The 21,399-nt window shown below is 36.9% G+C and carries 21 protein-coding genes and 1 pseudogene; 6 read left to right on the top strand and 16 right to left on the bottom strand.

The genetic code is table 11. From position 1 onward, the window contains the following. Positions 1–8: 8 nt before the first annotated feature. The 10 genes from ACKI30_RS09170 to ACKI30_RS09125 all read right to left on the bottom strand — a co-directional run bounded on the left by ACKI30_RS09170 (position 9) and on the right by ACKI30_RS09125 (position 8,890). Entirely contained in the window at positions 9–1,229 is a 1,221-nt protein-coding gene (locus ACKI30_RS09170) for a transposase (protein WP_407411830.1), read from the bottom strand. Positions 1,230–1,535: 306 nt separating this feature from the next. Further along, positions 1,536–1,682: a hypothetical protein gene (locus ACKI30_RS09165; protein ID WP_407411828.1), complete on the bottom strand. Its 147-nt coding sequence runs from the start codon at positions 1,680–1,682 to the stop codon at positions 1,536–1,538. 140 nt (positions 1,683–1,822) lie between these two features. Further along, entirely contained in the window at positions 1,823–2,041 is a 219-nt protein-coding gene (locus ACKI30_RS09160) for a hypothetical protein (RefSeq protein ID WP_407411826.1), read from the bottom strand. 24 nt (positions 2,042–2,065) lie between these two features. Further along, positions 2,066–2,359, bottom strand: coding sequence for a hypothetical protein (locus ACKI30_RS09155; protein WP_407411824.1), 294 nt, complete (start codon positions 2,357–2,359; stop codon positions 2,066–2,068). Beyond that, positions 2,352–3,617 carry an AAA family ATPase gene (locus ACKI30_RS09150; RefSeq protein WP_407411822.1) on the bottom strand — a complete coding sequence of 422 codons (1,266 nt, stop codon included), beginning with the start codon at positions 3,615–3,617 and terminating at the stop codon, positions 2,352–2,354. The genes ACKI30_RS09155 and ACKI30_RS09150 overlap by 8 nt, the downstream gene beginning before the upstream one ends. Positions 3,618–3,800: 183 nt before the next feature. After that, positions 3,801–3,977, bottom strand: coding sequence for a hypothetical protein (locus ACKI30_RS09145; RefSeq protein ID WP_407411820.1), 177 nt, complete (start codon positions 3,975–3,977; stop codon positions 3,801–3,803). A 58-nt stretch (positions 3,978–4,035) separates the two neighbouring features. Continuing rightward, entirely contained in the window at positions 4,036–4,527 is a 492-nt protein-coding gene (locus ACKI30_RS09140; RefSeq protein WP_407411818.1) for an acyltransferase, read from the bottom strand. A 20-nt stretch (positions 4,528–4,547) separates the two neighbouring features. Continuing rightward, complete coding sequence (locus ACKI30_RS09135) at positions 4,548–6,080, bottom strand: NERD domain-containing protein (RefSeq protein ID WP_407411816.1); 1,533 nt, start codon at positions 6,078–6,080, stop codon at positions 4,548–4,550. 73 nt (positions 6,081–6,153) lie between these two features. After that, complete coding sequence (locus ACKI30_RS09130; protein WP_407411814.1) at positions 6,154–7,317, bottom strand: glycosyltransferase; 1,164 nt, start codon at positions 7,315–7,317, stop codon at positions 6,154–6,156. Between the two features lies 1 nt (position 7,318). Further along, on the bottom strand, positions 7,319–8,890 hold the full coding sequence (locus ACKI30_RS09125) for a glycosyltransferase family 39 protein (protein ID WP_407411812.1): 1,572 nt from the start codon (positions 8,888–8,890) through the stop codon (positions 7,319–7,321). 104 nt (positions 8,891–8,994) lie between these two features. On the opposite strand from ACKI30_RS09125, the gene ACKI30_RS09120 reads away from it, so the two are divergent. Then, complete coding sequence (locus ACKI30_RS09120; RefSeq protein WP_407411832.1) at positions 8,995–10,662, top strand: glycosyltransferase family 39 protein; 1,668 nt, start codon at positions 8,995–8,997, stop codon at positions 10,660–10,662. Here ACKI30_RS09120 and ACKI30_RS09115 read toward each other — a convergent pair. Then, entirely contained in the window at positions 10,659–11,501 is an 843-nt protein-coding gene (locus ACKI30_RS09115) for a UbiA family prenyltransferase (RefSeq protein ID WP_407411811.1), read from the bottom strand. The two genes, ACKI30_RS09120 and ACKI30_RS09115, sit on opposite strands and share 4 nt — an antisense overlap. After that, positions 11,498–12,364: a glycosyltransferase gene (locus ACKI30_RS09110; protein ID WP_407411809.1), complete on the bottom strand. Its 867-nt coding sequence runs from the start codon at positions 12,362–12,364 to the stop codon at positions 11,498–11,500. The genes ACKI30_RS09115 and ACKI30_RS09110 overlap by 4 nt, the downstream gene beginning before the upstream one ends. A 581-nt stretch (positions 12,365–12,945) precedes the next feature. Here ACKI30_RS09110 and ACKI30_RS09105 point away from each other — a divergent pair. From ACKI30_RS09105 to oadA, 3 genes are all read left to right on the top strand, one after another. After that, complete coding sequence (locus ACKI30_RS09105; protein ID WP_407411807.1) at positions 12,946–13,968, top strand: phosphorylcholine transferase LicD; 1,023 nt, start codon at positions 12,946–12,948, stop codon at positions 13,966–13,968. Between the two features lie 117 nt (positions 13,969–14,085). Next, complete coding sequence (locus ACKI30_RS09100; protein ID WP_295601193.1) at positions 14,086–15,180, top strand: inositol-3-phosphate synthase; 1,095 nt, start codon at positions 14,086–14,088, stop codon at positions 15,178–15,180. A gap of 194 nt (positions 15,181–15,374) precedes the next feature. Continuing rightward, positions 15,375–17,087: a sodium-extruding oxaloacetate decarboxylase subunit alpha gene (gene oadA / locus ACKI30_RS09095; RefSeq protein ID WP_407411805.1), complete on the top strand. Its 1,713-nt coding sequence runs from the start codon at positions 15,375–15,377 to the stop codon at positions 17,085–17,087. Between the two features lie 78 nt (positions 17,088–17,165). Here the strand turns inward: oadA and ACKI30_RS09090 are convergent, their stop codons facing one another. Continuing rightward, positions 17,166–17,381, bottom strand: coding sequence for a DUF6677 family protein (locus ACKI30_RS09090; protein WP_407411803.1), 216 nt, complete (start codon positions 17,379–17,381; stop codon positions 17,166–17,168). Between the two features lie 147 nt (positions 17,382–17,528). Between ACKI30_RS09090 and ACKI30_RS09085 the strand changes: the two genes are divergently transcribed. After that, positions 17,529–18,530, top strand: coding sequence for a tRNA-dihydrouridine synthase (locus tag ACKI30_RS09085; RefSeq protein WP_407411801.1), 1,002 nt, complete (start codon positions 17,529–17,531; stop codon positions 18,528–18,530). Between the two features lie 278 nt (positions 18,531–18,808). Here ACKI30_RS09085 and ACKI30_RS09080 read toward each other — a convergent pair whose 3' ends face one another. The 3 genes from ACKI30_RS09080 to ACKI30_RS09070 all read right to left on the bottom strand — a co-directional run bounded on the left by ACKI30_RS09080 (position 18,809) and on the right by ACKI30_RS09070 (position 19,928). After that, positions 18,809–18,934, bottom strand: a complete 126-nt coding sequence (locus tag ACKI30_RS09080; protein WP_407411799.1) for a hypothetical protein — start codon at positions 18,932–18,934, stop codon at positions 18,809–18,811. A gap of 357 nt (positions 18,935–19,291) precedes the next feature. Further along, positions 19,292–19,804 (bottom strand): hypothetical protein, encoded by a 513-nt coding sequence (locus ACKI30_RS09075; protein WP_407411797.1) that lies wholly within the window; start codon positions 19,802–19,804, stop codon positions 19,292–19,294. Then, a complete protein-coding gene (locus ACKI30_RS09070; protein WP_407411795.1) occupies positions 19,782–19,928 on the bottom strand; it encodes a hypothetical protein in 147 nt (48 codons plus the stop codon). The genes ACKI30_RS09075 and ACKI30_RS09070 overlap by 23 nt, the downstream gene beginning before the upstream one ends. A 1,140-nt stretch (positions 19,929–21,068) precedes the next feature. On the opposite strand from ACKI30_RS09070, the pseudogene ACKI30_RS09065 reads away from it, so the two are divergent. Next, a pseudogene (locus ACKI30_RS09065) lies at positions 21,069–21,399 on the top strand (transposase family protein); the annotation flags it as partial.

Here is a 21,399-nt window from a genome sequence, read left to right as displayed (position 1 = left end):
ATAGGGTGCTAGATAGAACAAAATGTTAAGAGTGATATTTGCTCTTCTTTTTTGCTGATTTCTAGTTCTTGTTGTTCTGTTTTTAATGGTGCTTTTGATTTTTTATTGTTTTTATTTTTATTTTTCTTTTTATTGCATTTTTTTGATACTGGTGTGTCTTGAACGACATTTCCTTCTGCTAGCCTCTGTAGTTGTGTTTTTGTTTTGTATCCTTGTTGTACGATTAGTGTTGTTAATAATAAGCATAGGTAGATTTTTCTGCTCATTGATTCGACTGTGTAACTGTGGAATTCTCCTAATCCGAATGCATCTTTGGCTACTTTAAAGAAATCTTCAATTATGCCACGTATTGGTTTTAATTCTTTCCAATTTTGTAATTTTTGATATAATATTGATGCAATACTATCAATATCTTTTTTTAAGTCTTTTGATTTTTTATTTCTTGAAAATACTTCCATTGGATAGGACATTTGTCCTTTTAATTTTTCTTCCTTGTAAGATTCTTTTGGAAATATGACGGGAATGATTTTATATTTGTTAATTCCGATTTGATAGTTTTTATAGCCGTAATAACCTCTATCGAATAAAATCATGTCTTTTCTTTTGATTATTTGCCTTTTTTGGAGGTCTTGTAAAACGTCGTCAAAAATTTTTGAATCATTAGGTGCTCCAGAATGGATTAAAATTGAAACTGGCACCATTGTTTTCTCATTTAGGACAACAGTAACTTTAAATCCAATGAAATGTCCTTTTGTGGTTGAAAATCCCCATTTTAAATTTAGTTTTTCAAGATGTTCTTTTGGTATGAAATGCTTGTCATTATTAAAATCACAAGCTGATGGTGTTGCATCAGCAATAAAACGATTGTATGTTCCTCTATTTTCTTTATTAAATTTCATTAATGTTGCATTTACTATTTTGCAGTATTGTTCTGCGGAATATCTGCTCATGTATTCATAGATCTGTTCGGCTGTTGGCATTTCTTTAGAAAATCCTGCAAATTTTCTCAATTTTGAGCTACGATTTAACTCATTAACAACATTAGAAACAGTATAATCAAAATACATACTCATAAAAAGAATTTTTATGGAATCTACCATCATTTGACGACTTGTAATTCCTTTGCGGTTGCATGTGTCTTTAAATTTTTTAGAATCGATAATTTTAAATATTTTGCCTAACAAAATAAACTTTGGGTCTTTTGAATCGTAATTTAAACTCGGTAACATTTTTATCGCCAAATAAATATTTGTTATCCGTTATATTTAAATATATCGCTTTTAATTGACCCATTTTTAATTTAATTAATTTTTATAAAACCCCATAAGAAAACAATGATAAATTAATAGAAATATACAAAAAATATGAGTTTAGTGCAAGTTTCTCACATGAAAAAATCTAGCACCCTATATATAACATTTACAGAGCAATACAAATATTTTAAAAATGGTTTCTACAAGGTTTAAATATGAAAATATCCTTATTAAAACAAAAAAAACTCAAATCCTAAATTTATCAATGCCCCGATTATAAATCTATTCACGATGCTTTCCAATAGCTACTCGTACAATAACATCAATCAAATCAACTTCATCAATGTGTTTGAAATAATATTCAGCAGATCCTTCAAGCATCTGCCTTAAATCAAAAAAAGGCCTTGGCTTAACAGCATCCAGATGCATTAATCCATATTTTTTTCAATAGTTTCATATTTTCTGTTTCGTATTTATCCATTGGATTTCTGCCCTTAGTTGCAACAGTCTTTCTTTTTTATCAAAAATCTTTGCAATTTGAGATGAAGCAATTAATATCTTGATTCTATTTAATTGAGTATCTTTTCTAATTTTTCAATGAAATATTTAAATGAATTATTCCTTTTGGTTGCCAAATCAAAATCATATGATTTAGAAATTTCTTTCATTAAATCAATACGAGAATCAAAACGACTATTCTCCATCATGTCATTAAACATTTCCTTTGTTATTCCTTCAGTATCATCAGGTACGCTAAATTCAGCAAATATCTCCAAATCAGTATTCATACCTGCTAAAAACCAGCTTTCAATCTAATCTTTGACAATGAAAATAACATCCTTATTTAAATGATTAAATTCATCTATTAAATCCTCTTTTTTCAAAGTAATACAGTCATCCGAAGAATCATAATCCCCCAATAGAATATACTTATGATTTTTTGCATCTAATTTTTGAATTGTTTTATCAACATCAACTTTTCTTTCTTCAGCATATTTAATTGTTAAAATCATTGAAGGTTTAATTTGTGAAATATAAGGGACGATAACATTGTCGATGAATCTTTGATCATCATTTCCTTCAAGCAATATTCTCAAACTATTCATCTTCCCACTCCAGATAATTGTCTATGAATATTTTATCAATACCCAATTCTTCAATGAAAGGAGCAATTGTCTCATTATTGACTGGTTTGGTAATTTTTGAAAATCCTTCTTCATCCTTTGAAATAAACAGAACATCATTCAAGTTCATATATTTTAAAATCTCTGGGCTATGAGTAGTTACAAAAATTTGTTTATTATTTGAAGCTTCACCAATCATATCGACAACTTTAGAAAGTAGGGAAGGGTGAATATTCCTTTCAGGTTCTTCTATGAATAAATATTTGGAATCATCAAAATATAATGATACAATTAATGAAATAACATTACTGGTTCCATCAGAAATGAAAAATGAAGGAATTTCAATCATATTATTCACTTCAGTAATTGAATACATCATTTGATTATCATTTAATTGATTTATTCCAATATCCTCAATGTATGGAAGTAAATCATTAACTAAATTCAGGAATTTACGCTTATTATCCCCATCTTTAAATATTTTATTTAAAATGGCCGCTAAATTCTCACCATATTTCGCTAAATTATTGTCTCCATTAATTTCACTAACTCCTTTAGAAAATTGTGGATTGAAATTATAACATTCAATATCTTTAAAAGTGAATTCTAATGGAATAGGAAATGAAGATAATGGAGAGTTAATTAATGGGATTTTTCTCAGTTTAAAATTATTTTTCACTACATCCAACATTGCTTCGGGAATAAGATTAGTTATTGTGAAATATTCCTCTTCTTTTTTTAATTCAGCTGTAAATTCCCCATGAATATTGTTTATATAAAGTGTATTTTGAGAAATAATTTCAAAATCTCTTTCACTAAATTTGTATACATCAAAATTATACACTAATTTTTCAGATAGGATTTCATAATCCCATTCTTTGAAATTAACACATATTTCATAGAAGAAATCTTTAAACTGTAGAGTGATGCTTTCATTTTCTTTTAATTCTTTTTGAAGGTCTGACAAACCTAAACCAATACCTCCAAATTCTTTATCGTCAAATGAAATTTTCAAACATGTGGGATTGTCATCTGAGTTTAAATTAAGATTTTTTAAGTATGGTCCACCATGTTTTCTATATGCTTTGTCAAAATCCTGGGATAAGTCTTTTAAAAAATCAAAAATTTCAACAAAATTGGATTTACCTGCAGCACAAGATCCTATTAACAGATTAGATTTATTAAATTCTACAGATACATCTTTAAAAGTTTTAAAATTTTTAACTTCAATATTTGACAATCTCATGAAAATCACAACAACTTTTTTTGTAAATTTAAAATAATTTATGATTATGAATGTATATAAACATAATCATTATATAAAGAATTCGTTGAAAAATCTTTTTTAAATGCCCATTAGACAGCCTAGCTAAAAAATAACTGATTGTATGGTGTAAAACTAAATTTTTCAAAGGATTGTTAATTAAAATTTCTCAATGTCCCTATTATGAATCCATTCTCTATGTTTTCCAATAGCTACCCTAACAATAACATCAATCAAATCCAACTCATTTTCCTTTTTGAAATAATAATGGGCTGGTTTTTCCAACATTTGTCTTAAATCATAGAATGGTTTTGGTTTGACTGCATCTGGATTCATCAACTCACTTTTTTAAAGTAATATCATTTAGGAGAATATGGCCTTATAAAATTGATTCCTAATGAAATTTCCCTTCTTTTTTTAGTTTTTCGTAATGGTCAATGTCACGGTGCTTGAAGACTTTTGCAGGGTGTCCTCCTGCTATTGCATATTTTTCAACATCCTTAACGACCACGCTTCCGGCCTGGATTATTGCGCCCTCGCCTATTCTCACTCCGGGTAATATGGTTACCCTGTTTCCCAACCATACATTGTCTTCAATAACAACGTCCTTTGAGATGATGGTGTTGTCGTAGGGTATCGCATTTCCCTTGTCGTAGTTGTGGATGCTGGTGATTATCATGCACTCTATGCCTGAATGGAAATTGTCGCCGATGATTACATTGCCATTTCCTTGAATCTTCATGCCGTTAAAATTAACATTATTGCCTAAAGTAGTGTTTGGTGTAACGTAACTTTCACCATTTACCTTGAAGTTATCGCCACAGCTTTTTGCAACCTTTCGACATCTATGCAGGTAAAACTTTTGCTTAACTTTGTTGAAAATCATGGTAATCCAAAAAAAAGAAATTAAATTTCTGCAGAGCAGTCTGCAGAATAATGACTGAGTAAAACAGCACATTTGTCAATGGTTTCCTGATCCAACTTGATAGTGCTTGTTTTAATCTGATTTAAAAGCTCATCAATAAACAGGTCCTCATCAGTCAAAGGCATGTTTATAACAACAACCTCATTGTTGATAAACCCAACCAAAGGCTCCACAAAACAGTTCTTAATGTTGTTGTCGTTTAGGAAGTTGATTAAGTCTTCACCCAATGACAATGCCTTTTGCTTAATTTTGTTGTCCTGTGAGAATTTGGCCTGCTTGGTGGTGTACCTGAATCTTCTGGTATTGTCCCTTGTCGGAACCTCTTCAATCTTGTCCTCATCCAAATCGGCAGAACCGATCAAGTTCAAGTTCTCGTTTTCTGCCTCGAGCCTGAGTTTTGGATTGTACTTTTGAGACAAAAGAGCATATATTCCAGTTGGACCTACAACCAGGTGGTTGATTCCTGATGGTGCTGTTGGAGTTTTAACATTATAGAATACATAATATTCATCGGAAAGGGTTAACAAGTGTTCTCTGATGATTCTTGTTCTTTCTTCAGTTTGCTTAACATCTCTAGTTTTATAAAGTCCGAAACAAAGCATTATAACTCCAATGAATAATGCAACAATACCGACACCGCTATTCATAATCAATATTTCAATAATACTTATGATGAAAATGCCTGCTCCCACAAGTATTATGATTTCATTGGTATCAAGGTTATTGATATCAAAGCCGCCGTCATTGTCATCGGTCAGTGTAGTTTCATTCGGTATTATCTCGTCGCTGTCAGGTTCCCTAATGCTGATCTTATTGAGCAATCCGTTTGAGGATTTGTCAGGCTCATTTGGATAATATTCCTTCATGCTCCTAAAGAATTCATCTTTAAGGAAAGATTTCAGAATATTGTAATCATTGGTTTTGGGAACAGCGAATTCTTTACCGAACTTGGATAAAACCGCTTGGGGAATGGTGGTTCTTGCAGTTCTAGGAATCTCTTCCTCTTTTTCAAGCTCCATTTCCCTTTTCTCATCGTCAGCTATCTTGTGCATCTTTTCCTCTGAGAAAAAGTCGCCGATTTTATGTGTGAATGACCTTAAGGAACGGTCTTCCTCTTCATTTGATAATTCTCCAGATGTTGGTTTGTCCGCTTGGGATTGTTGCCTGATGGTTTTCAATTCTTCTTTCCTTTCTTCAAGATATTTATCCAATTCCTTGTTCATATCCTCGTCTAAATATCTTAAGGAACCTCCACAGCTATCACATTCATAATCAAGTATGCTGTCGCTACTTTTAATCTTGTATTTTAATCCACAATCTTCACATTGAACAATATATGAATTATCATATTTGAATGAATCAACAAAGGAGGATGTATTGTTGTCTTCGCCATCGGAATAATCTTCCAAGTATTCTAAGTCACCTGCACATGAAGAACACTCAAATGTTGTGATATCGTCATCATCATCGAGTTGGTATTTGGCACCACAGTTCTTACAGCATACAACTTTCATATTATCCTCTTAAAATTGCTTTTATGATATATATTTTTTATTTTTTTTATTATATATAGTTTAAAAAAATCGCTTAAAAACAAGACCTGTATATGGATTCAATATGTTTTGAAACCTTGTCCCAATCATATTTGTCTTCAATAAGTTTCCTGCCGGTTTCACCGAACTCCCTGCACAATTCCCCATTGTCCAGCAATGTTTCAATGCAATTGGACAGGTCCTCCTCATCAAAATCGCAGACAAGTCCCACATTATCCTTGACCCATGTGTGGATGTGGTTGTTCCTGGTTAAAACCAGTGGCTTGCCGCAGGCCATTGCCTCAAGGCCGCTTGTTGTGAATGACTCGTACCGGGAAGGCATGACGAAAACGTCACAGTCAACCAGCGCCTCAATCTTGTCACGGCCAGTCAGGACTCCTGGAAAGATTACCCTGTCCTGCAAATCCCTTTCTTCAATCATCTCGTCAAGAGTGTCCTTGAAACCTGAATCGCCGCCGACAATGGCTAACTTGACATTGTCATTTCTGATTTTATCGAATGCATTCACCAAGAGGTCAAGTCCCTTGATTTCATGGATCCTTCCCAAAAACAATATTACCCTGTCTTCAGCGTCAATGCCATGTCTTGATTTGAAATTTCCAGTTTCCGGAAGATTGGCGTATTCATCCAGGTTTATTCCCAATGGGACAATCTCGATTCTGTCCTCTGCAACGCCCATTTTAAGGTACTGTTCCTTTTCAACCTCAGTGAGTGCAAACACTCGTGACGCATCATGGAGTATGTCAAAGCCCCATAACTTGTCAAAAATGTCCTTCAACTTCTCCTTTTGAAAGAACGGGAGAACTGACCCGTGAGCCTGCAGGACATAGGGTATGCGGTTCTTCTTGGCGTACCTGTGGGTTGCAATCGCAAGGGAGTGCCTGTGCTCGTGAATCTGGATGATGTCGAAATCCGCAATTGTCCTTCTGATGTGGCTGATTGCGGAGACTGGAGTGTCGATGGTTAGCTTGTTCTTGATGTTGTTTGACAGGTTCTTGAAGTAGAACACTTTTATCCCATCAACGTCAACATTATAGTTGTCTTCAAACTGCAACCGTTCATTGCAGCTGTCGGTAGTGTAGACGGTGACGTCATGTCCGTCCTCGACCTGTTTTTTTGCAATCTGATAGGATGCATTCACCACTCCTCCATGGGCGAAGCACGGGGCGAATGAAGGCACAACATGTAGAATCCTCATTTTAAACACTCTTCTCATATATGTAAATGTGATCGATATTTTTTATCTCGGTATAGTTTGTAACATTATTCAGCACCCTATCGGAGATGTAATAGGTGGCGTTGCTTGAATCGATAATGTCCTGGTCGCTGCTGCTTATCGGTAAAAGATGGCTTCCCAGCCACCAGTTGTATGCCCTTACATTGTAAACCCCGATGGGTAGGTTCTCATAATCGGGATTGTTGCCGATAATGTAATCTGAAACCTCTTCTATGGCTTTGAACTCATTTGTAGGCTCAAAGGTGAATGTGAACGTGAATGCCTGAACAATGAACAGTGCAATCAGAACGGCCGGTATGATGTTCCTGTTGATTTTAACATGGGCGTTGATTGTATCTATTGAAAGCAAAATGAAATATACTATTGCTGGAAATGCCGGAAGCAGGTAACGATTCACCTTGATGCTGTAATAGCTGAAGAAAATCAGGTTAGAAAATATCCAGGCGAGCATGAAGCACTCGTTTTTACACTCACTGTCCTTTCCCAGGAAATAAAGTCCGATTAGAACAAGCAATGTTGTAACGACTGAACTGATTCTGGTAAAGCTGATTATTGCCAATATGAAAAACATTACTGGGATTAAATCTTTTCTTTCAAATCCTCTTTTATGGTCATAGAGCCACAATCCCATTCCGATAATGATGATTGCGACGATTGCATAGGCTAGTGGTGTGGGGTTTTCCAGAATGGGGTTTCCGTTAACGACGGTATGTGAGTTTGAAATGAAATTCAGGAAGTTGCTCACATAATAACTGACATCGGTATTGTATGCCGGATCCACATTTGAACCTTGGGCGCCGCTTATTCCATTGGAAATCTGTCCGCTGGCGGCGAAATGCCCGCTTCCCATTATGGAAACCGCACTTATCGTAATTATTGCAAGGATCAATGCGATGATGATTCCCTTCTTGATTTCTGTGAAATCCTCGGATTCCACTCTAAATCCTTTTTGATAAACATAATAAAGCAATAATGCAGGGACTGTTAAAAGCATAGTGTATCTTGTAAACACTCCCAGGACTATGAATAATATTGCATGCTTGTAGAATCGGGGATTGTCGTCGACGGCCATTATTGTAAACAGGGCAGTCCAGATTATCATTGACACTGCCGGAATGTCCAGCGTTCCATTGGCAAGCCATGTGAGGTAAAGTGTCATTGAAGAATAGATTATGCACCCTGCCAGGCTCAATGTCTCATTGAAATACCTTTTAAGCAGGATGTAAAATCCAAGGTTTCCGAATATTGCAAAGGCTCCAGTCACAATGTAAATCGCCAGTTTGTCTATGAATCCTGCATAGAAAAATATTGATGTTAGAAAGCAAATCAGGGGCGATAGGTATATTGTTCCGGTTGACCGTATGTTGACTCCTGTATAGTAGAGTGCATTGAGAAGATAAACATAAACGTCAGAACAGTATATTCCAAAATTGGAATTGAATATTATGTAATTGCCTGTTAGGATAATGCTGAAAACTGCAATTATGATCAGGCAATGATAATCTTTTTTATTCAAATCGAAATCTTTTAACATTATATGTATTATTTGTACTTTCAATACATAATACTTTTTTCAAAAATATTTAATTAGCTTAAGAAAATAAGTATTAACAATAAGGGGGATTTTGCTTGATTGGCATGGATAAGAAATTGGAGAACAGATTGGCGATACTTGCCATTGGGATAGTTGCCCTGGTGATAACTTCCGCAATAATATATCAAAACTCAACTCATCATATTCTGGGAAACCAGTATCAGGATGTCTTCTACTATCTGATTGAAGCCCTTAAAATGTCAGGCGTTGAGATTGACGGCTACAGGTTCGTGGGGTACCTGCCTCCGTTCATACCTTTCCTGACCTCGATACTGTTCAGGCTGGGCTTTGTTTCATCAACAAGCATAATCATAACCTCGGGAATCTTCTTTTTCATTGGCATAATGGGCATGTTTTACCTGTTGAGGTTAAGATTCAATAATTTCTACTCCTTTTTCGGCGCTTTCCTATACGCCACAATGTTCATCAACATCAGATGGGTGGCCAATGGGACATTGGACATTGCATTTGTCGCCGTAATGGTGTGGGCACTGTACTTTTTCATTCAGGCAATGGAAAAAAATCAGAAATACTTCTACATCGCATTTCCATTGGCGGTATTGTGCTTTTTTACAAAGTACGTTGGCGCCATAAGCGTTGGAGTGATGGTGCTGTACTTCATGAGCAGAACCAACATTGCAAGCAACATCAAAAAATATTATAGGAACCTATTGGGCGGCGTGTTGGCGGGGATTTTAACTTCAGTACCGTTTTTCGCCTATTTCATGATTAATGAAATTCCTCTGGGATTTATAAACCAGGCTGCTTCAGTATCCTCTCAAAGCAGTCGCGTAATCACTTATGCGGGGCGTGTTGTTCACAATGACCTGTTTTTCTACATTAATTCCATAACATATAACATTTCATCAGGCCAAGCATTTATCGGAAATCTTATTTTGATTGTAGCCATCATTGGCGTTATTTTAATCACTTACATGTTTTTAAAGACATTCAGGGATTCCTATATGAAGATTAGGGATATGGATTCCAGCATATATAAATGGACAGTTCCCTCTAAACTCATGTTTGTCCTGCTGGCAATTTCAATAGTCATGGTCTTCGCATCATTTTTCACGGCCAGCAAGTTCTCGTTTTTCTATTCCGAATTGATACTGTTTGCCGGTATGTATCTGCTAGCATACTCGCTTACGAAAATAATCATAAACTTTGAGGGCGTGGACAACATCTGGCTGAGCACTTACCCGTATCTTGCAATCAATATCGCCATGGCGGGACTGTTCCTGGCTTATCTCATATTTTTCTCAGCGCATATCACCAAGACAAACAGGTATTTCACATCAATGGCTCCGGGATTCGTATTTCTGGTAGTGTTTGCAGTTGAGATACTGCTCAACCGTTTCAAAAGCAAGGTCAAGTATGTTGTCCCAATAGTCATTATGCTCTTGATGCTGAGCATCTGCTGGACCTTTGTAATTCATATTGAGGACGATCCTGTCCCTGTCTGCGAACAGAATGCTGCCAATTGGCTTGACGGAAAGGAGGGCATAGTGTTTTCAAACAGGGGTTACGCTCAAACATGGTATCTTCAAAAGAACGTTTTCATTCCCGGAAACATTGGAAACGCCACACTGTTGAATAAGGAACTGCTCAACGGCAATGCAACGTATTATGTATCGTCGGGAGGCACCAACCTCACCGACTATTCCCTTGTCCAGGAGTTCGAGGCTATAAAAATATATGAAAGGAATTAGAATGAACCGAGGGCGAATGCAACGAATGCTATGAGCATTCCTATTTTCAGATATTTTGATGCCTTGCCTGCGGTTTGCTCATCCTGTGATTTAATGATGATGAAGGCGCTGTATAGGAACAGCACAACTGCAATGGCGATAATGACCAGATAAAGTATTCCGAAAATATGCTGGAAGTATAATAATGGGCATAATGCACTGTCGACAATGATGAGCACTGTTGCGATAACTGCAGGGATTTTAGTCCCGATTATTATAGGCAATGTCCTTGCGCCATCGGCCTTGTCGCCTTCAATGTCCTCAATGTCCTTAATTATCTCACGGGCGGCGGTCATGACGAAGGCGAAGAATCCCAGAAATATTGAGGTCATGATGATGCTTGGATTGTTTATGCTGAATCCTCCAAACACGAATCCGAAACCTGTCATGAAAGCAACTGCCAAATTGCCGATTAATGGTGTTGACTTCAGTTTATAGGCGTATAGGTAAAGCACAACATCAGCCATTAACACGATTGCGAATGGTATCCAGTTATTGGTCAGGTAGCTGATCAGGAATCCGCACACTGTTCCTGCAAGGAATAGCAGGTAAGCGTAGTTCCTTCCGTTCTTGAGGGAAATCCTTCCTGACGGTATTGGCCTTTCCGGCTTGTTTATCAAGTCAATATTGTAGTCGAAGTAATCGTTTATAGTATTTCCAGCGGCGGTTTCGAAAAACACTGCGGCCATCGCAAGCACGACTGGGACGCTTATTGTTTTGTCTATCAATGCAACCAGTATGATGGATATCGCACCCATCAACGCGTTTCCAGGTCTTATAATTTCAATATAGGGGTTCATTGTATTTCCTCAAGTATCTGCGCAAATCTTTTTGCAGTGTTTTTTAAGGAGTATTCTCCTGCAAATTCATTTCCGCAGTATTTCAATTCATTCTTGTAATATTTAGTGTAGTAATCATAAACGGCTTTTTTACATTCCTCGACATCTGATACATGGTATCCGATATTGGTCTTGGCGATAAGGTCCTTAAGCGATCCTTCAGGATATCCTATTGACAGTATAGGCTTTTTACATCCGATGCAGTCATAGACCTTGCCGGGTATGAACATTTTCTCGGATTTGTTCATCCAGGAAATCAAAAGCAGCACATCGGCGTTCATCTGATGCTTCAATACTTCATCCTGGGTTATCCTGCCGTGGATTTTGACGTTTCCGGTGATGCCATATTTCTCTGAAAGCTCCCTTAGATTTATTTCATCGCCATAAAAATCAATCATGATATTGTCCCTGCCGATTTTATCCTCCTCAATCAGCTGATGCACGGCATCAAAGAGTATTGAAGGGTCTCTTCTGCCCTTGTAAAGCGATCCGGCATACATCAAGGTCAGCTTCTCACTATGTTCGCCTTGCCGTGTCTTTTCAAAATCATCAGGGTCAAAGCCGGAAACGACTGAGGTTATCATCTTATCCGGATGGATGCCTTGAAGAGTGTCCCTTGCCAGATCGGTTGTTGTGGTCAGCGCATCAACATTGCTGAACGTTTTCATCTCCAACCTTTTCTCGAAAAATCTCCTCACGGCATTATGGTTGACGTAAGGGTTCATATTCCACAAATCCCTCAAATCGGCAACCCATGGGATGTCATACTTCTCCTTCAGGTCATGGGCTATGAGGTGGGAGGTGATTGGTGATGAGGAGGACATTATCGCGTCAATCCTTTCGCCTTCAATTATTTCACATGATGCCTCGAATGCAGGCTTTTTCCAGTATTTCATGCTGTCGGGGTAGGCGAATATCTCTCCGGCTAAGGACAGTCCCTTTGAGACGAACCTGTTTGTCTGGTCGCTTCCGCTCACTTCCCTCTTTCTTCCGGTATTCTTGTTTGATTTCGGCATGAACCTGGAAATCATGTCCTGGTAATCGGTTTCAACGACTTCAACGCCATCAATCTCTACGGTGTCATTGGATGTTCTGGGAACAATCACAATGGGCTTCCATCCGAAGGACGGCAGGTACTTTGATATTCCCCTCAATCTTTTCGATGCGATTCCAGTGTCATGATTATAATTGAATGCAATATAAAGGACTTTCTTCATGTTCAAACTCACTAATTTCTCATTGATGTTAATTTTTTTAATTGTTGATAATTATATTTAACTATTATTAATCATTATCCTTTTCAATTCAACCGGTTTGCCACGATTTCGCCCATAACTTTTATTATGGAGTATATTTAAAAATATGATTTGAAAAAACTATTTTTAATAAGCGTTTTGGTGTTAATATGGGTTTGGAAAACTATTATCTTAAATTGCCGGATTTCATTAAATTCAATCCAAGAATCCTGAAATTGAGTTTTGACATGACAGATAGGATAAACAATTCCACAGGAGTATCCACCGAGGATTTCCTTTCAAACCTCACCGGTGAGGATGGCAAGCTCACATTCAGCGAAACCCATAGGAAGTTCCGTGCGCTTTACGTGGAACTGTTGATTTTCATGGATAATGTATGCAGGAAGCACGGCCTGGATTACTGGCTAGGCTTCGGAACCCTTTTGGGTGCTGTGAGGCATGGAGGGTTCATTCCATGGGATGATGACATTGACCTGGTGATTTTAAGGCATGACTACAATAAACTGATCGAGGTCCTGCCTGAGGAAATCAAGGCTTGCGGATTGGACGAATTCTGCGGCTTGACACTGCTTTGTGAAAACAGGAAAAACTATTATGATGGTGTTAAAAGCGCATACGATGCCAAGGACCGGTACGGCAATGACCTTGTTGACGGCAAGTATAATTTCCTGCAGTTTGCATGGCTCAAGCCCTACGTCAAGATTGACGTTTTCCCATTCGACTTCATTGAGGATGACAAGGTGGATGAAATCCGAAACAGCTTCGCCCCGGCGCAGTACAAGTTTCACAATGACCTTCTCAATGGCAGAATCAGGTACATGGATGAAATCGACAATGCAAGAAAATCAGTGGGATTCACCGATTCCAAAACCCGACAGTTTTCAGACACCATTGAAGGCATCCCCCATTGGAAAATAAGGATGTTCGATTATGACAAGACATTCCCATTGACTAAAATAGAATTCGAAGGCCATGAGTTCAACTGCCCTAAGGACACTCACCATCACTTGACTTCAATGTTCGGGCCCAATTACATGGATTATCCGAAAATGATTTACAATCATGACACACTGAAACTGATTGAAACGCAATTCGACTCCAAGGGGGATTTGGATGATGCGTTTGATGAGGCATTGGAATTTGTAAAAAAAGTTAATTGTGATTTTCACTAGACTTTTTAAAATGCCTAAAAAAACAATAATTATATAAAGTATACTACATAACATAATATTAGTATTTTATTTATTTAAAGTATTATTTTTAATAATTAATATTAGCTGGTGTTTATATTGGATAAAATTAAAATAGCGATTGTAGGATTAGGAAACTGTGCAAGTTCCTTAATCCAAGGAATACATTATTATGATGGTAAAAACCCAGAAGATGCAATTGGATTAATGCACTGGGATATTGGAGGATACACTCCAAGTGACATTGAAGTTGTAGCTGCATTCGATGTGGATGCAAGGAAAGTGGGAAAAACTATTGACGAGGCAATATTTGCCAAACCTAACTGTACCACAATATTCCAGAAGGACATTCCAAAATATGACGTTAAAGTAAGCATGGGTCATGTATTGGACGGTGTGGCAGACCACATGTCAAAATATGATGATGAATACACTTTCGTCGTAAGCGACGAGGAACCTGTTGACGTTGTAAGCGTCCTTAAGGAAAGCGGCGCTGAAATATTGGTGAACTACTTGCCGGTGGGTTCCGAAGAGGCTGCAAGATACTACGCTCAATGCGCACTTGACGCTGAAATCGCATACGTGAACTGCATGCCAGTATTCATTGTAAGTGACGATGAATGGGATGCTAAATTCAAGGCAAAAGGAATTCCAATTGTAGGTGACGATATCAAAGCTCAAATCGGTGCTACTATCACACACAGAACACTAGCTAGCTTATTCATGGATAGGGGTGTTAAATTAGACAGGACCTATCAAATCAATACTGGTGGTAACACTGACTTTTTAAACATGCTCAACCGTGAAAGATTAGACTCCAAAAAAGAGTCAAAAACCGAAGCGGTTCAATCCGTGCTAACAGAAAGAATGGATGATCGTGACATACACATCGGACCTAGTGACTACGTCCCATGGCAAAACGATAACAAGCTATGCTTCCTCAGGATGGAAGGCCGCACATTCGGTGATGTTCCAATGAACATTGAACTCAGATTAAGTGTTGAGGACTCTCCAAACTCCGCTGGATGTGTGATTGATGCTGTAAGATGCTGTAAGATTGGTTTGGAAAGAGGCATTGGCGGACAATTGACTTCAATCTCCTCATACACAATGAAGCATCCTCCGATTCAATACACTGATGACGAAGCATATGAAAACGTTGAAAAATTCATCGCCGGTGAACTGGAAAGATAATTTTTCAATATTCATTACTTTTTTTTAACTTTTTTTTAAGATATTTTCAATATCCATTATTTTTCTGTTTTTAGCTATTTTTCATGATGATTATTCAAATTATCGTTATAATTATATAATAATAAAAACATATATTATAGTTGGATAATTTAAGATTACTTTATATATAATAAAATTGAAAGAGGTGTAATTAAATGGCAAAAGTAAGATTTACAGAAACAGCGCTCCGTGATGCTCACCAATCATTGCTTGCAACCAGGATGAGAACCCGTGATATGATTCCTATAGCTGAAGAAATGGATAAAGTCGGATATTTCTCAGTTGAAGCATGGGGTGGAGCTACTTTTGATACTTGCATACGATACTTGAACGAAGATCCATGGGAAAGGTTAAGACAATTGAAATCCGAATTCAACCGCACTCCTATTCAAATGCTTTTAAGGGGACAGAACCTGGTTGGTTACAAGCACTATCCAGATGATGTCGTAACAAAATTCGTTGAGAAATCATATGAGAATGGTGTTGACATATTCAGGATTTTCGATGCACTAAACGATATCAGGAATATGGAAAAGGCAATTAAAGTTGCAAAGGATCAGGGTGCACATGTGCAGGGAACAATCAGTTACACTATCAGTCCGGTTCATACCCTGGATGATTTCGTAGACCTTGCAAAGAACTTGGAAGCACTTGACTGTGATTCAGTTGCAATCAAGGATATGGCAGGTTTGATCACACCTACTGCAGCTTATGAGCTGGTATCAAAACTCAAAGAAGAAACAGACTTGCTTGTGGACTTGCACTGTCACTGTACCAGTGGTATGACTCCAATCAGTTATTATGCGGCTTGTCAGGCAGGCGTTGATGTTTTAGACACTGCTATTTCACCTCTCGCTTGGGGTACTTCCCAGCCACCTACAGAAAGTATGGTTGCAGCGCTCCAAGGAACCGAATATGACACTGGATTGGACTTGAAACTATTGGCATCAATCAAGAAATACTTCGAGGACATCAAGGAAAAATACTCCGGAATCCTTGACCCAATATCCGAAAGCGTTGACGCTGATGTATTATTATACCAAATCCCTGGAGGAATGCTTTCCAATCTTATTTCACAATTAAAAGAGCAAAACGCACTTGACAGGTACGATGACGTATTGGATGAAATGCCAAGAGTCAGAAAAGACATGGGTTATCCGCCACTCGTAACTCCAACAAGCCAAATCGTAGGTATCCAATCAGTAATGAACGTGCTTGGTGGGGAAAGGTACAAAACCGTATCAAACGAAGTCAAGGAATACATGAAAGGAATGTACGGTAAGCCACCGGCTCCTGTCAATGAGGAAATCTCAAAAAGAATAATTGGCGATGAGGAAGTAATAACCTGCAGGCCGGCGGACTTGCTTGAACCTGAATTCGACAAGTTCAAGTCAGAAGGAGAAGAGAAAGGATTCGTCAAATCCGATGAGGATGCATTGACCTATGCATTATATCCACCAATCGCTCCGAAATTCCTTAAAGGCGAAGCTGAAGAGGAAGAGCTGAAACCTGCTCACACCATCAGCGAGGATGAAGGAATCGGAATACCGACACAATACAATGTTGAAGTTGACGGTGACGTGTTTGAAGTCAAAATCATGCCTACCGGGTTCATGGAAATCGAGGAAACCGAGTCTGGAAACTTCAAGCCTGTTGAAGGCGCAGTTCCTTCACCAATGCAGGGTATGGTAATCAAGCTCAACGTCAATGTTGGGGATAAGGTCACACAGGGATCCACAATTGCCGTAATCGAGGCTATGAAAATGGAAAACGACATCCAGTCAGAAGTTGACGGTACTGTCGAGGAAATTTTCGTAGAGCCTGGTGATGCGGTAAGCATTGGGGACACTTTAATGGTAATCAAATAGATTACCTTTTATTTTGCTTTTTTTTTTAAAATAAAATAGGGAGTTTAATAAACTCCATTTATACTTCTTTTTTTTTTATCATTGTGCCATTTGGTAAGCATCATAAGCTGCATATAATGAAAATGCGATATTAATGATGGATATAATCCAGCTTCTGAATATTACTGTTCCAAGCAATATTAAAACTATTAGGACAATGAAAAAGATAATTCCTTTTTTGATGTCTCCAGCATAAGCTTGACCTAGTCCTGGAATGAAAAAGGACAAAATCGCTGCAAGAATTCCATTCGCCATATAATTGTTCCTCCTTTAATCAATTGAATATTACTTTTTTAATTGTGCAATATATAATTTATCACTGTAAGTTACTTTGACATTACTAGTAGATTTAAATACTTTCCATTATCTATAAATAATAAATAAAGTAGTAGTGTGATTATTATGAAAGACATTTTCGATGAAGTTCAATTGGGTGATTTGAAACTTAAAAGCAGGGTTGTAAGGACAGGTACTTGGGAGACAGAAACCGAGGATGGAGGATTCCTCTCACCAGCAATATATGACAAGTATGAAAAGATTGCAGGATCCGGTACCGGCCTTATAATATCTGAAATGTTTGTCCTTGACCATAAGGACAGGTTTGCTCCATATTGTGCAAACCTGAATTATCTCGGCTTTGTAAAGGAGTATAAGATGATAACTGACATCTGCCACAATCATGATGTGCCGGTTTTAGGGCAATTGGCGTTCTTCTACTATGATGACGGCGACAACCAGAAGGCCGAAGCCAACGATTTGAAAATCGAGGGGATAAGGAAACTCCAGGCGGAAGTCATAATGGCTGCCAAGAAATTCTCATTCGCCGGTTTTGACGGAATGCAAATAGATATGGGGAACAATTTCTACCTTGCAAGGTTCATCAACCCATACTTCAACCAAAGAAAAGATGATTATGGTGGAAACACTGAAAACCGTGTCAGAATCGCTTCAGAAATTATTAAACTCATTAAAAAGACAATGCCTGATTTTCACGTAAGCATACGCATCAACCCATGGGATGTCAGGAAGGATGGTATGACTGCAGAGGAAAGCCTTAAAGTGGCTTGTGAACTTGAAAAGGCAGGAGCTGACAGTATACAGTTGACCGCACGTACAATATCATACCTTTATGACGGCAATGAAAAGAATCCCTTTTTAGTCTATGTTGACAAGCTGATTGACCAAGTGGACATTCCAGTGATTTTAGGCGGTTCACTCAGGGACATGAAATCAATGAACGATGTATTAAACCATACTGATGTGGAGTTCATGTCAATGTCCAAGCCGTTTGTTGCACAGGCCGATTTCCTGGCTGAATGGAAAGAGAATGGGGATGGGGAGTCAATCTGTCAAAGCTGCAATAACTGTTACTCCAAAAAGACAAGCACATGCTTTAAATATTAGTCTGCAGCTGATTAAGACTTTGAAAAAATAAGTGTATCATAGTTACATTTCAAAAAATTAATAAATCAATTATCCGGGGATAATTGATTATTTAACTACTTTTATCTTTTTGGTTGACTTGAAACCAACCTTGACGGTATATTTCTTATTCGCCTTCAGATTGATGGTTAGTTTTGCCTGCCCCTTTTTGTTTGTTGTTTTGATGTAGGTTTTGCCCTTGATTTTGATCTTGACCTTAACGTTCTTTATCGCTTTTTTATTTGCGTCCTTGAAAGTGACTACAAATTTTCCCTTTTTATGTATTCTTTAATGGCCATGATGGAGCTTGTAACAATAGCTACACGATAACCTGCACTAACACCTGTTGGTAATGTTGTTATAGTTTGTATTTTATCAACTGGCAATTTCCATCCAGCTTCCTCATCACTACCTACACCACTGGCTCCGGTATCTCCTTTATCACCTTTAGTTCCAGTATCTCCCTTATCTCCTTTTGAACCTGTGTTACCTTTATCGCCTTTGAGTTCATCAAATGAAATTATAGCTGAACCTTCCTCGCTTGTGATTACTATTCGGCCATTTGCATGGTCGACATTAACGGTTGTTGAAAAGCCACTACTGCCGGTATCTCCTTTAACACCTTGTGAACCTGTAGCTCCTGTATCTCCAGTATCACCTTTTTCTCCCTTTATATTTCCTACGTTTTCCCAAGTTGTTCCATTCCAGACATAAAGAGAGCCGTTGATTAAATAGTTATCCTCCTAATTACCTGTTGGATGTTCAGCTATTAATTCTTCGTAAGTATTATACGAACCTTTAATAGTAACACCAGTACCCGTAGCTCCAGTGTCCCCCTTTGCCCCGGCCGGTCCAGTATCGCCAGTAGCTCCTGTATCTCCAGTATCTCCTTTAGGTCCTTGTTGTCCTTTTTCACCAGTTGCACCAGTATCGCCTTTGTCTCCTTTACTACCTGTCGCACCAGTATCTCCCTTATCACCTTTATCACCTTGAGGCCCAGTATCTCCTTTTACAGAGCCTGCATTTGCCCAGCCGTTTTCGTTCCAGTAGTAATAGCTACCATCTACAATATATGCATCACCAAGTGAACCTGAAGGATGAACTGCAATGAACTCTAAGTAATTATCATAATGTCCTTTTATTACAGTTCCAATTCCAATGTCCCCAGTATCTCCTTTAGGCCCTGTATCTCCTCTCACGGGTCCGATTTCTATCCATTCTTTTTCAGCCATCTTAATCCTTGCTCCATGGTTCAATTAATGTTTCTCTAAATCTTATTTTCCCACCATAATCATAAATTATGAATGCTGGAAATACTGTGTCCATATCGGCTATTGCATCTGGAAGTGAAGATGTTTCATAGCTATAAAAGGTAACCAAAAAAGTTAATATTAACGTTAAGTAGATGATTAAGTTCATCTGCTTTTATTTTATTTTAAAAATTTGTGTGGCAAAAACTGATTTAAATGTCGGGGGCGGCAATATCTGGGTTATGCACTTTGCAGGCTGATAGGTATTGAAAGATGCAATTGCATCTATTAACATTCTTTTTTTTAATTTCTAACTTCTGGATTCATTTTTTTAGAATGAGAGTTATTTCATGTAGTTTTACATTTTACAAATATTATAAAAGTTAGTCGGTACCGGTGAGGACCTGTTTTAAGTATGGGGTCGGCACTGATTATAAATGCAGTAGGTATTTATTCAATATATTATTGTTGAAGTATCCTAGTTTGATAGATTAATCAATTATTCTTTTTTTATATAAAATTAACTTTTAAATGTTTCATGTCACTTTCAAAAACTTGTGTGATTTGAATTTTCACTAGTTTTTGATTCTTGAATTTTTTTCGTTCTATTTTTTCTTTATTTTTAATTTAAAAGCAGTAAAATTAATATATAAGGTGGAACTTAAATATTAATATGTCCAGTAAAAATATTAAAGCTCCATATGAATGTATGGAGTTAAAAGAATATAAACTTTCCGATTTTGTACCAGAGTTTTTCTGAATTTCGTCAATCTGATGATCTTTCTCGATTTGGTTGTGAAAATATTGAGGATAATCTTATTAGATTGGAAAAAAGAGGTAAAATTCATTTTGAAAATAGAATTGCAGTTTGTCCTAGTTGTAAATCACATCACATAGTTAAAAATGGAACTTATGAAAGAAAACTTATTTTTTTAAGAATTGGGGAGAAAAATGCATTATTCAAAAATATAAGTGCAAAAAATGTGGTAAAGTCTTTTATTCAGATTTATCTTCTCTTGTTTATCCTAATTCCAATATTACTTTACCTGTTATTGATTGTATTGAAAATTTATATCAAATTTATGGTGCAGGGCTTCATAAAATACGATTTAACTTAAAACAACAGCATAACGTTGAAATCTCACATCAAAGTATAGAAAATATCATTTTAAACTCCAAATATGAATTTAACTATGATAATTGGTACTATTCCGGATATTACTTGTTTGATAGTCTTTGGGCTAGAATTAATGGAGTATGACAGTATATTTTGGCTTTATTCGATGTAAAATTAAATACTCTTGTTTCGATCAAATTGGTCAAATCAGAAGATTCCAAGACCATTTATAATTTTTTAAACGAATCACTACGTAATCAGAAGAAGATATCAATTGGAACGGATTTAAAACATGAATATCGTGAAGCAATAGATAAATTAAAAGTAAAACATCATTTCTGTAAATTTCATGTAAAACAAGCAATAAATAAAAGATTTAAAGATTATTTTGATAAAAATCAATTAAATGAGGAAGAAATGGAAAAATTCATCGATTTAAAACAACACATTTTTAAAATATTAAGTGCAAATAACCTTGATGAAG

It is taken from the genome of Methanobrevibacter sp. (assembly GCF_045539575.1).
Lineage (GTDB): Archaea > Methanobacteriota > Methanobacteria > Methanobacteriales > Methanobacteriaceae > Methanocatella.
Note: the sequence above shows the minus strand (reverse complement) of the source record. Positions and strands in the feature narration are given on the sequence as shown.